At 71.1% G+C, this 11,997-nt stretch carries 11 protein-coding genes; all 11 read right to left on the bottom strand.

Annotated elements, in window-relative coordinates; genetic code table 11:
• Positions 1 to 53: 53 nt before the first annotated feature.
• Entirely contained in the window at positions 54 to 1,319 is a 1,266-nt protein-coding gene (locus tag MTQ12_RS01865; protein WP_247423487.1) for a M20 family metallo-hydrolase, read from the bottom strand.
• A 118-nt stretch (positions 1,320 to 1,437) separates the two neighbouring features.
• A complete protein-coding gene (locus tag MTQ12_RS01860) occupies positions 1,438 to 3,069 on the bottom strand; it encodes an amidohydrolase (RefSeq protein WP_247423485.1) in 1,632 nt (543 codons plus the stop codon).
• A gap of 17 nt (positions 3,070 to 3,086) precedes the next feature.
• Positions 3,087 to 4,847: a thiamine pyrophosphate-dependent enzyme gene (locus tag MTQ12_RS01855; protein WP_247423482.1), complete on the bottom strand. Its 1,761-nt coding sequence runs from the start codon at positions 4,845 to 4,847 to the stop codon at positions 3,087 to 3,089.
• A 91-nt stretch (positions 4,848 to 4,938) separates the two neighbouring features.
• Complete coding sequence (locus MTQ12_RS01850; RefSeq protein ID WP_348983835.1) at positions 4,939 to 5,433, bottom strand: HAD domain-containing protein; 495 nt, start codon at positions 5,431 to 5,433, stop codon at positions 4,939 to 4,941.
• 38 nt (positions 5,434 to 5,471) lie between these two features.
• Positions 5,472 to 5,738 carry a hypothetical protein gene (locus MTQ12_RS01845; RefSeq protein ID WP_137318833.1) on the bottom strand — a complete coding sequence of 89 codons (267 nt, stop codon included), beginning with the start codon at positions 5,736 to 5,738 and terminating at the stop codon, positions 5,472 to 5,474.
• Between the two features lie 98 nt (positions 5,739 to 5,836).
• Positions 5,837 to 6,676 carry an amino acid ABC transporter ATP-binding protein gene (locus tag MTQ12_RS01840; RefSeq protein WP_282599074.1) on the bottom strand — a complete coding sequence of 280 codons (840 nt, stop codon included), beginning with the start codon at positions 6,674 to 6,676 and terminating at the stop codon, positions 5,837 to 5,839.
• Between the two features lie 17 nt (positions 6,677 to 6,693).
• Complete coding sequence (locus MTQ12_RS01835; protein ID WP_247423651.1) at positions 6,694 to 7,485, bottom strand: amino acid ABC transporter permease; 792 nt, start codon at positions 7,483 to 7,485, stop codon at positions 6,694 to 6,696.
• 267 nt (positions 7,486 to 7,752) lie between these two features.
• The gene (locus MTQ12_RS01830; RefSeq protein WP_247423478.1) at positions 7,753 to 8,556 is read right to left on the bottom strand and encodes a transporter substrate-binding domain-containing protein; all 804 of its coding nucleotides are present in this window, start codon (positions 8,554 to 8,556) and stop codon (positions 7,753 to 7,755) included.
• A gap of 318 nt (positions 8,557 to 8,874) precedes the next feature.
• Entirely contained in the window at positions 8,875 to 9,888 is a 1,014-nt protein-coding gene (locus MTQ12_RS01825; protein ID WP_247423476.1) for a glycine betaine ABC transporter substrate-binding protein, read from the bottom strand.
• Entirely contained in the window at positions 9,888 to 10,724 is an 837-nt protein-coding gene (locus MTQ12_RS01820; protein ID WP_137318837.1) for an ABC transporter permease, read from the bottom strand. Before MTQ12_RS01820 ends, MTQ12_RS01825 begins: the two co-directional genes overlap by 1 nt.
• Complete coding sequence (locus MTQ12_RS01815) at positions 10,721 to 11,968, bottom strand: ABC transporter ATP-binding protein (protein ID WP_247423649.1); 1,248 nt, start codon at positions 11,966 to 11,968, stop codon at positions 10,721 to 10,723. The genes MTQ12_RS01820 and MTQ12_RS01815 overlap by 4 nt, the downstream gene beginning before the upstream one ends.
• Positions 11,969 to 11,997: the final 29 nt, after the last annotated feature.

The following is an 11,997-nucleotide window of genomic DNA, read 5'->3' as shown; positions in this document are numbered from 1 at the left end:
CGACCGACCCGACCGCCTCCCGTGCTGTCCTCACTGCGCGTCAGCCGAGGCTGTCAGTCGAGTGCGCCCCCGACGAGCCGCGCGGCCACCCCGGTGAACAGGTCGACCCCGGCGCACAGGTCCGCGTCCGTCGTGTACTCGCCCTCGTTGTGGGACACCCCGTCGACGCTCGGCACGAACAGCATGACCGAGGGCACGACGTCCTTGACGTTCGTCGAGTCGTGGCCGGCGATCGTCATGATGTCCCGGTGGCTGAGCCCGAGCTCCTCGGCGACCTCACGGGACAGCTCGACGCCGCGCGGATCGTAAGGGAGCAGCCCCCAGGAATGCGCGGTGTCCTTCTCGATCCGGACGCTCGCGAGCTCCTCGATCTCCGCGATCCGCTCGTGGAGCAGCGCATCGGCCTGCGCGACGAGCGATTCGTCGGGGGAGCGCATGTCGAGGTGGAGGCGCACCTCGCGCGCGACGACGACCGGGGAGTTCGGCTCGATGACCATCTGCCCGACCGAGGTGTGCATGTCGGGACCGAACCGGTCGGCGATCTCGCGGGCCGCGACGACGAGGTGGGAGGCGCCGAGCAGCGCATCGTGCCGGTCGGAGATCACCGTGGACCCGGTGTGCGACTGGTCGCCGGTGACGATGAGGTGGTACTTCTGCGCGGCCCATGTCGCCTCGACGAGGCCGATCGTCACCCCCTCTTCGTCGAGGTGGCGGCCCTGCTCGATGTGGATCTCCGCATAGGCGGCGGCCTCCGGGCCGTCACCGGTGCCGAGCGCCCCACCGGCTTCGAGCGCCTCGGCGACACTCACCCCGGTGAGGTCGACGGTCTTGAGCGCGGCGTCGGCGTCCATCTTCCCGGTGTAGACGCTCGAGCCCATCATCGAGGGCTGGAACCGGGAGCCCTCCTCGTTGAACCAGTTGACGACGGCGATGTTGTGCCGCGGCGTGTGCCCGGACTCCTCGAAGCGGCGCACCAGGCGCCAGGCGGCCTGCGCAGCGGCGAGCACCCCGTAGGCGCCGTCGAACTTTCCGCCGAGCGGCTGGGAATCGAGGTGGGAGCCGAGCAGCACGTACGGTGCGCCGGGTGTCCACGTGTACAGGCCGAATTGGTTGCCGACCCGGTCGCACTCGACGCGGAACCCGCGCTCGGTGAGCCAGGCGGTGAGCCAGCCGCGCTGCTCCACGTCGGGGGCGGTCATCGCCTCACGGTCGACGCCGCCGCGGGGTGTCTCTCCGAACCGTGAGAGCTCCCGGAAGTCGGCGAGCACCTCGGCGTCGAGCTGTTCGGTGGTGAGCTGCGAGTAGGCGGGGTCCGTCATGTCTCTCCTCGGGTGTCGGGGTGGGTGGTGAGTGGGCCGTCGGCGTGCGAGACGGCGATCGAGATTGCGATGATCTGCGGAAACGCTCTCAGGAACCGTCGAGAATTGCAGTCTGGGGTCAGAGGGTGGAGTGGGTGAACTCGCCGCCGAGCAGCGTGGCGCGCACCGGGATGTCCTTGATCGTCGTCGGATCGACCTCGAGCGGCGAGGCCCCGAGCACGACGAGGTCGGCGAGCTTCCCCGTGCTCAGCGTCCCCTTGGACTCCTCCTGGCCCGAGGCGCGAGCGGCCACCTCGGTGTAGGCGCGCACCGCCTGCTCCGGGGTCAGGCATTCGGATTCGGCGCCGAACACCGCGCCGGAGCGGGTGCGGCGGTCGACGAAGGACTGGATGCCGCGCAGCGCGTTGCCGTCCGCGCACGGCCGGTCCGAGCTGCCCGGCACCAGGACCCCGGCCGCCACGAGCGAGGCCGCGCGATAGAGCAGGTGGGCGCGCTGCGGGCCGACCGAGGCGTTCATCCCGTCCCCGATCCCGTCGGCGAACGCGCCCTGCGGGGTCACCGCGATGCCGTACTCCGCGAGCACCGGCACGTGCTCGTCCCGCACCATCCCGGCGTGCTCGATCCGGTTGGGGATCCGGCGCCGTCCGTACCGGTCGACGGCCTCGGTGATGTTCGCGACCGCCTGGTCGACGGCGAGGTCGCCGATCGCGTGGACGGCGAGCGACCACCCGGAGCGGTAGGCATCGAGGGTGAGGCGGCGCAGCTCGGCCGGGTCCTCCTGGAGGTACCCGGGGTGATCGCGGCCCTCGTAGTTCTCGGTGAGCGCGGCGGTCTCGCCGGACATCGCACCGTCCATGAAGATCTTCACCGGGCCCAGGCTGATCATGTCGTCGCCGAACCCGGAGAGCATGCCGAGGTCGAGACCGAGCCCGATGTCGTCCGCGGCGTGCGCGGCCATCGGGTGGAGGGCGCTGATCGAGGGCATGAGCTGGGCGCGTGCGCGCAGCCGCCCCTCCGCTCGCGCCCGGAGGTAGGCGGTGACCTCGATGGGGGAGTGGCCGATCCATCCGGCGGCGATCCCGGCCTCCCCGAAGTTCGTGATCCCCTCCCGCGCGTAGTGCGCGGTGGCGAGGTCGAGGGCGTGGACGATCGCCTCGGCCGAGTACGGCCGGATGAGGTCCTGGACGAGCGTCTGCGCGGTCTCCTCGACGAGCCCGGTGGGTCGGCCCTCGGCGTCGCGCACGATCTTCCCGCCCACCGGCTCGGTGAACCCGGGCTCGAACACCCCGGCAAGCTCGAGGGCGCGGGTGTTGACGATCGCGGCGTGGCCGCTGACCTGCCGCATGAACAGCGGCCGGTCGCCGGCGATCCGGTCGAGCACTGCGATGTCGGGGTATGCGCCGTCATAGTCCTGGTGGGAGTAGCCGGTGGCGTTGATCCACTCCCCGGCGGGGATCCCGGCGACGGCGTCCTCGAGGGTGCGGTACACCTCGGGCAGGCCGCCGGGCAGCTTCTCCACGTCGATCGAGGCGAGCGTGAGCCCGAACCACGTCGTGTGGCAGTGGACGTCGTTGAATCCCGGCAGCACCGCGGCACCGTCGAGGTCGACGGTGCGCCGTGCGGTGAGGCCCTCGAGCTCCTCCTCGAAGCCGAGGAGCCGGCCCTGGTGGATGCCGATCGTCGACGCGGTCGGGCGGGCGCCGTCGAAGGTCACGGCGGCGGCGTTGCGCAGCAGCAGGTCGATCTCCATGAGCGGTGGGGCTCCTTTCAGGGCCGGCTGGTGCGGATGTCCGGGTCGGTGAGCGCGTGCACGATCGCCGGGCCGGGGTGGGCGAGCGCCTGGGCGAAGGCCGCGGCGAAGTCCTCGGTGCGCGTCACCTGCACCCCGAAGCCGCCGAAGGAGCGGGCCCAGGCGCCGAAGTCCGGATTGCCGAGGTTCGTGCCCGAGGGCCGGCCGGGGTACTCCCGCTCCTGGTGGGCGACGATCGTGCCGTAGCGGGAGTTGTCGTTGATGACGATGGTGAGGTTCGCGCCCTCATTCATCGCGGTGGAGAACTCCTGGCCGTTCATCATGAAGCAGCCGTCGCCGGCGATCGAGAACACGGTGCGCTCGGGGTGGACGAGGGCGGCGGCGACGGCCGCCGGCACCCCGAAGCCCATCGAGCCGTTGCGCGGGCCGAGCACGGAGGGGAAGCCGTGGACCGGCAGGAACCGCGCCGCCCAGCCGGTGTGGTTCCCCGCCCCGTAGGCGATGATCGCGTCGTCGGGCAGCTGCTCGCGGATCGCTGCGAACGCGAGGTCCATGTCGACGTACTCCGGGGCACCGCCCGCCCCGCCCGAGGCGCCCGCCGCATCCGAGTTGCCCGTGTTGCGCGAGTTGCCCGCCCCGCCCGCGGCATCGGCCGGCGGCCGGGGCTCGCGCCAGTCGAGGAACGCCTCGCGCGCCTCGGTGACCCAGCCCGGCGTCTCCGCGACCACCGGCTCGAGCCCGGCGACGGCGGCACCGAAAGCGCGCGTCGTCGACACGACGAGGTGGTCGAGCGGCCCGAAGTGGCCGTGCGTGGTGGGGTCGCGGTTGATGACGATCGTCGTCTCCGGATCGCAGCCGAGCTCGTAGGAGTTCGTCATGATGTCGGTGCGCGCGCACCCGAGGAAGATCTGCAGGTCCGCGGCGGCGAACGCCTCGCGGCTCACCGGGGCGGATCCGATGCCGAGCGCCCCGAGGTAGTGCGGGTGGGCGTGATCGATGCCGTCGTAGGCGCGGAAGTCGGCGAAGATCCCTACGCCGCGCCCGGCCGCCCACGCGGCCACGGCCGCCGAGGTCTCCGCATCCCACATCTCCCCGCCGGTGACGAGCACGGGCCGCCGCGCACGGGCGATCGCGGAGTCAAGGAGCTCGAGGTCGGCGGCCGCCGGTCCGGGCTCGGCGACCGGCCGCGGGGGCACGGTGGCCCCGTCGGTCCGGGCGAGCTGGGTCTCCTCCGGCAGCCCGACGATGACCGGGCCGGGGCGGCCGGAGACCGCGGTGTGCATGGCGTCGGCGACGATCCGGGCGGCGGAGGCGGGGTCGTCGAGGACGAGCACCTTCTTCGCCGTCGACCCGAACCAGCCGCCGAGGTCGAACTCCTGGAACGCCTCGCGCCCGCGCACCTCGGTGGGGATGAGGCCGACGAACACGACGAGCGGGGTGGCGTCCTGGTAGGCGTTGTGGACTGCGATCATGACGTTCGAGGCGCCCGGCCCGCGGGTCACCATGGCGATGCCGGGTCGGCCGGTGAGGCGGCCCTCGGCGACGGCCATGTAGCCGGCGCCGCCCTCCTGCCGGCACACGACGGTGCGGATCGGGGAGTCGTGGAGGCCGTCGAGCACGTCGAGGTAGGACTCCCCGGGCACGCAGTAGATCCGGTCGACGCCGTGGCGCTCGAGCTGCCGGACGATGAGGTGGCCGGCCGAGCACGGTCCGGTGCGCGGGCTCCCGGGCGCGGACTGCGGGGAGGAAGGGGTGGTGGATGCGGCTTCGTCGCTCATGGCACCACTCTAACCACGGACCCGGTCACGGAGTGAGGCGTGTCACAGGAAGAGACCTCGGCGACTCGCGGCGTGCACCGCTGGGCCCGCCTCAGCGGTTCACGAACTCCGCGATCTCGTCGAGGTGCGCCGCGGTCAGGCATTCCCGCGCCGAGGTGCGGATGAGTAGGGCGTCCGCGGCCGGGAGCGAGGCGGCGAGCGCAGCCCGGTCCGCCTCGGCCGGCGGCAGGTGGTCGTCGATCCACAGCACCCGGCCCAGCGGCTGCCCGGACCGCTGCGCCTGCGCGGCGAGGTCGGCGAGGACCGCCCGCTCCTTGCCGTGGAAGATCGTCGGACCGCGCCCCATGACCTCGAGCCACGGGTATTCGGGCAGACCGAGCACGCGGAACAGGTACGGGGCGTCGTGCTCCCAGGAGGACACGGTCGCCACCGTCACTCCGGGTGCACCGAGGATCTCCGCGAGGCCGGCGATGATCGACGCGGAGTACGCGACGGGCACGAATCGCCCGTCGGCGACCCGGACGTCGCGGGTGGTGAAGTCACGCGGGAACGGCGGCGAGGGCTCGGTGACGAGCACGCCGTCGATATCGAGGTAGACGTGCGTGCCCGGGCCCGTGCTGCCGATCAGCGGGTCGGCGAATCGGGGTGGTTCGGCGAGGCGGGATCCTCGGTGATGACGGTGTTGCCGTCGGCATCGGTGATGAGGCGGTCGCCGTGGGCCGCCGCGACCGCGCGCGGGTCCGGGTTCGCCTCGACGTAGCCGCCGCGGTTGTCCTCGGTCCGGTCCGACGGGCCGAGCACCTCCTTGGCCGCGTCGTTGAGCGAATCGAGACCCGTGTTCCCGCTCGTCTCGACCGGGTCGTTCTTCGTCTGCTTGTCCTTCGACATCATGTGCTCCCCTCGTGGTGGCGGTGGCAGCGGCGGCTGCGACCGTGGTTCCTGCTTCCCAGCATACTGCGGCACGTCACAAGGAATCCTGCCGGATGTGCTCAGCCGGTCGGGTGGAGCACCCGGTGGAGGAACTCCCGAGTGCGCTCCTGCTGCGGGTCGCCGATCACCTGGGCGGCGGGGCCCTCCTCGACGACGATGCCGTCGGCCATGAACACGACGCGGTCGGCGACGTCGCGGGCGAACGCCATCTCGTGGGTGACGACGATCATCGTCATGCCCTCGTCGGCGAGCGAGCGCATGACGTTGAGGACGTCGCCGACGAGCTCCGGGTCGAGCGCAGAGGTGGGCTCGTCGAAGAGCATGACGTCGGGGTCCATGGACAGAGCGCGGGCGATCGCCGCGCGCTGCTGCTGGCCGCCGGACAGGGAGGCCGGCGAGGCGTCGATCTTGTCGCTCAGCCCCACCCGCTCGAGGTTGTGCTCGGCGACGCGGTCGGCCTCGGCCTTCGAGCGCTTGAGCACCTTGCGCTGGGGGACCGTGAGGTTCTCCCGGACGCTGAGGTGGGAGAACAGGTTGAAGCTCTGGAACACCATCCCGATCCGGGTGCGGGCGGCGTCGATGTCGATGTCCGGGTCCGTCATCGACTGGCCGTCGACGACGATCTCCCCGGAGGTCGGCACCTCGAGCAGGTTGATGCACCGCAGCAGCGTCGACTTGCCGCTGCCGGACGGGCCGATGATGCACACGACCTCGCCGCGGTGGACTGCGCCGTTGATGTCGGTGAGCACCTCGTTGTCGCCGAACGACTTCGCGAGCTTGGTGATGCGGACGATCGGCTCCCCGGTGCGGTCGACGCGGTGCCGGGCGGGCGCCTCGGCGGCGGGATCGGTCTCGCAGGCGACCGGCGGGTGCGGGGTGTCTCCGGTGGGGGTGCTCATGAGGATTCCTCTCCGTCTCAGCTCTTGGTCCCGACGTCGCCGAACTTCCGTTCGAGCACCCGGGAGAGGTAGGACAGCGGGATGGTGATGACGAGGTAGCACAGCGCGATCACGATGAACGGGGTGAGGCTGGCGGAGTTGACGATCTCGGCCCGGGCGAGGGCGGCGAGCTCGCGCCCGCCCACCGCGGAGCCAAGGATGTAGGCGAGCGAGGAGTCCTTGGTCAGCAGGATGAGCTCGTTCGTCAGCGGCGGCAGGATGATGCGGAACGCCTGCGGCAGCACGATGGTGATCATCGCCCGCGAGGACGACATGCCGAGCGAGCGGGCGGCCTCGACCTGGCCCTTCGGGACGGCCTGGATGCCGGCACGGATCGTCTCCGCCATGTAGGCGCTCGACACCAGGCCGAGCGCGATCATGATGACGACGAGCTTGCTCAGCCCCATCCCCGGGAACGCGACCGGCAGCCCGAAGCCCATGACGAGGAACACGACCAGGGCGGGCAGGCCGCGGAAGAACTCGATGTAGATCGCGGAGATCCAGCGGTAGGGCCCCACCGAGGACAGCCGCATGAGCGCGAGCACGATCGCCAGCGCCAGACCGAGCACGAAGCCGAGCAGCGTGAACAGCAGGGTGTTCTTCAGCGCGACGGTGATGACCTCGGGGAACATGCCCAGGGCCACGTCGACGTTGAGGAAGGTCTCCGCGAGCCGGCCCCAGTCGGCGGCGATGACGACGAGTGCGAGCGCGATGAGGAGGATCGCGTACTGGATGCCGCGGGAGATCTTCGCCTTCTTGCGCTTGCTCATCCCCGGCTTGACGTGCGGGGGCGGTGCGGGGTCGGAGGCGGGACGGGTGCTCGGGTCCGAGGTGCGGGTCCCCGCTGCCGGGGAGCTGTCCTGGGTCACGGTCGGTCTTCTCTCTCGACGGCCCCCGCGGTGCGGAGGGCGAGTGGCGGGCTCCGGGTCCGGTCGACGGGCCGGTCGAAGGGGTGGTCCCGGACGGGTGGGCGTGGGGGAGTAGGGTCATCGCCGGCGCCCGGACGGGGAAGGGGCGCCGACGATGACGATTGCGGGTCAGCTCGCCGGGGCGGTGCCGAACCACTCCTCGTAGATGCCGTCGTACGTGCCGTCCTCGCGGGCCGCGCCGATGACCTCGTCGACCTTCACGATGAGGGCGGTGTTGCCCTTCTTCGCGGCGATGCCGTACTGCTCGCCGGTCTGGATGTCGAAGCCGACGGCGTAGTCGGTGTTCTCCTTGGCGAAGTCGTAGAGCACGCCGTTGTCGTTGATGACGGCCTCGACCTCGCCGTTCTGCAGCGCCTGGAGGGACAGCGGCAGGTCCTCGTAGGTGATGACCTCCGCGTCGCCGAGGTTCTCCTCGGCGTACTGCAGGCCGGTGGTGCCGGTCTGCGCGGCGATGCTCTTGCCCGCGAGCCCGGCCTCGTCGGAGATCCCGGAGTCGGCCTTGGACAGCACGGCCTGGTTGGCGTCGAAGTAGCCCTCGGAGAACTCGATGACCTCTTCGCGCTCCGGGGTGATCGTCATGCCCGCGGCGGCGAGGTCGCACTCGCCGGTGTTGAACGCCGCACCGGTGGTGATGGTCTCGAACGGGGTGTTGACGATCTCCTGCTCGACGCCGAGCTCCTCGGCCACGAGGTCGACGAGGTCGACGTCGAAGCCGACGACGTCGCCGTCGCGCTCGAACTGGAACGGCTGGTAGGACAGGTGGGTGCAGACCTTGAGCTTGCCCTCCTCGAGCAGCGGCACGCCGCCCTCGCCGGTGGCTGCGGGTTCGGATTCGCCTCCGCCGCCGCAGGCGGACAGGGCGATGAGCAGGGCGGCGGGCAGGGCGAGAGCGGTCGTCAGACGTCGTTTCACAATGTCTCCTCGGTGGGTCGGGCGGCCGGGCGGCCGTGGACTGGCCGCGGGGGCCGGTATGGAGGACAAGCTACTCCGGGACGGCTGCGACCGGGGTGTGCTGACGCCGTCCCGGGGCGAATCGTGTCCGTTTCGTTGTGACCACGCTCACGTTCGCGCGCACCTCGGCAGCCGCGTGATCGCCGCGACTGTAGGACTTTCGAGAGAGAGTAGCGCCGTTGATGCCACCACACTCGCACGGAACCACCACAGTCCGACCGGGCCGCCGCCGAGGTGCGGGCCCGGGGCTGAGGTGCGGGCCGGCCGGACTGCCACCGGTCAGGCGTTGGGGTCGGTGACGAGCCCCTCGGAGACCATCCAGTTGAAGGCGACGTCGGCGGGCTCCTCGCCCTCGACGTCGACGCGCAGGTTGAGCTGGCGCATGACCTCGTTCGTCAGCCGCCCGCCGAACGAGTCGAGGACATCCTTGTACTCCTCGTGGTTCGACAGCGACTCCGCGTGGAAGGTCGGGGCGGCGTTGTAGGCGGGGAAGAACTGGCGGTCGTCCTCGAGGACCACGAGGTCGAGCGCGTCGATCCGCCCGTCGGTGGTGAAGACCTCGCCGAAGTTGCAGTCGCCGGCCGCGGTCGCGGAGTAGATCGCACCGATGTCGTAGATGCCGATCTGGTCGTCGGGCACGCCCTCGGCGTCGCCGCGCGGCAGCTCGTAGAGATCGAGCATCGGGTTCATCCCGTCGACACGGGAGTTGAACTCGGCGTCCACGCAGAAGGTGCGCTCCTCCACGGGCACCTCGCCGATCTCCGACAGGGTGGTCATGTCGCCGAACTCCGCGGCCGCCTCGGGCCGCACGGCGAAGGCGTAGGTGTTGTTGAGCGGCATCGGCTCGCCCCACACCACCCCGTTCTCCGCATCCTCCGCGGCCACGGCCTCCCACATCTCCTGGGTGTCGGGGATGCTCTCCTCCTGCCCCAGGTAGGTCAGCCATGCGGTGCCGGTGTACTCGTAGCCGACGTCGGCTCCACCGGACACGATGAGCTCCCGCGACGGCTGGGAGCCGGGTACGTTGGTGAGGTCGACGACCTCGTAGCCGGCCGCCTCGGCGGCGAGGACGGCGATCTTGCCGAGGATGAGCTGCTCGGTGAACTGCTTCGAGGTCACGGTGATGGGGTCGGCATCCGCCGCGCCCGGCACCTCGGTGATCTCCCCGGGCCCGACGGCCGGGACGAACGAGGCGGCCGGCTCGAGCCCGCACCCGGTGACGGCCAAGGTCGCGGCGGACAGGAGTGCGGCGATGCCGAACCGGGTGCGGGGATTCCGTGTGCGCTTCTCCATCACAGTCCTTTCGGGCGGGCGAAGTACTCGACGACGCGGCCCAGCCAGTCGACGACGAGGGCGAGGAGCGCGACGAGGAGCGAACCGGTGACGAGCACCGTCGTGAGGTTGAGGTTGACGCCGGTGGTGATGAGCACGCCGAGCCCGCCGCCGTTGATGAAGGTGGCGAGGGTGGCGGTGCCGACGAGCAGGACGAGGGCGGTGCGGATGCCGGCGAGCATGAGCGGCACGGCGAGCGGCAGCTCGACGCGGAACAGCACTGCGGCGGAGCTCATCCCCATCCCGCGGCCGGCCTCGATGAGACTGTCGTCGACCTGGGTGAGGCCGACCATGGTGTTGCGCAGCACGGGGAGGACGGCGTAGAGGACGAGCGAGACGACCGCCGCCCAGAACCCGAACCCGAGCCAGAACGCGAGGAGCACGATGAGGCCGATCGCAGGTGCGGCCTGACCGATGTTCGCCACGGTCATCACCGGGGCGGTGAGGAACCGCAGCGGCCGGCGGGTGAGGAGGACGCCGGCGGGGATCGCGATCGCGAGCACGATGACCGCGGAGACCGCGGTGAGCGCGAGGTGCTCGACGGTGTAGCCCCACAGGGTGGCGGCGTTGAGCGTGCCGAGCTCGGTCTCCGAGAGGTCCGCGGTCGCCAGCCAGATCGCGACCGCGGCGAACACGGCCCCGATGACGAGGATCTGGAGCACGAGCGTGCGCCGCTCCTGGGCGCGTGCGGCATCCCGGGTCCCGGCGGTCGGCACCGCCGGGTCGGTGGTGCGGCGGTCGCTGCGGGACTGTTCGGTGCCGGACTGCGGGGCGCGGGTGTCGGTGCTCTCGCTCATGGCGATGTCACCTCGACCGGGCCGGTGTTCTCCCCGAGCGGGGAGGGCGGGGCTTGTTCCGCGCCCGCCGAACGCGCGGAGGTGATCGCGTCCATCACGGTCTCGACGCCGATCACGCCGAGGAACCGGTCACGGCCCCCGGTGACGATCGCGTTGCTCGTCGAGGACACGAGCATGGTGTCGAGTGCGTCGTTGAGGGAGGCGCGCTCGCCGACGACGGGGAGATCCTCGTCGGGGCGGTCGGGGAAGGCGGAGAGGCGCTCGAGCTGGCGGGCGGAGAACCAGTGCACCGGCCGCTGCCGGGAGTCGAGGACGACGATGGAGTCCTCGGTGCCGGCCGGGGCGGTGCCGGCGGCCTGTGCGGTGCGGAGCGCCTCGAGCGCGGCGGCGGGTCCGGCGTCGACGGGCGAGGTCAGGGCCTCGCGCACCTCGGCGTCGGCGACCCGGCTGAGCGTGAGCTGCTTGAGGCCGGCGCCGGAGCCGATGAAGTTCTCGACGAAGTCGTTCGCCGGGTGCTTGAGGATCTGCTCCGGGGAGTCGTACTGGACGAGTCGGCCGCCCTCGGCGAAGATCGCGATCCAGTCGCCGAGCTTGACCGCTTCGTCGAAGTCGTGGGTGACGCACACGATCGTCTTCTTGAGCTCGGCCTGGATGCTGATGAGCTCGTCCTGGAGGCGCTGACGGGTGATCGGGTCGACCGCGCCGAACGGCTCGTCCATGAGGAGCACGGGCGGGTCCGCGGCGAGCGCGCGGGCCACGCCGATGCGCTGCTGCTGGCCGCCGGAGAGCTCCTTGGGGTAGCGACCGCGGTAGGTGCCGGGGTCGAGCGACACGAGGTCGAGGAGCTCGTCGACGCGGTCGGCGATGCGCTGCTTGTCCCAGCCGAGCATCTTCGGCACGATCCCGATGTTCGCCGCGACCGTCATGTGCGGGAACAGTCCGCCGGCCTGGATGACGTAGCCGATCCGGCGGCGCAGCTTGTCCGCGTCCATCGTGGTGATGTCCTCGTCGCCCAAGATGATGCTGCCGTCAGTGGGTTCGATGAGGCGATTGATCATCTTGAGCGTCGTCGTCTTGCCGCAGCCGGACGGTCCGACGAGCATGACGGTGCTGCCGGCGGGGATCTCCATGGTGAGTCCGCCGACGGCCGGCTTCTTCTGTCCGGGGTAGGTCTTGGTGATCTCGCGCAGGAGGATCGAGGCGCCCTGCGAGCCAGTGTCGGCAGGAGCGCCGTTGCTGCTCATGTCAGCACCGGTCGGCTGGGTGTCGGTCG

It is taken from the genome of Brevibacterium sp. R8603A2 (genome assembly GCF_023072605.1).
Taxonomy (GTDB): domain Bacteria; phylum Actinomycetota; class Actinomycetes; order Actinomycetales; family Brevibacteriaceae; genus Brevibacterium; species Brevibacterium pityocampae.
This window is presented reverse-complemented; position numbering and strand designations above follow the sequence as displayed.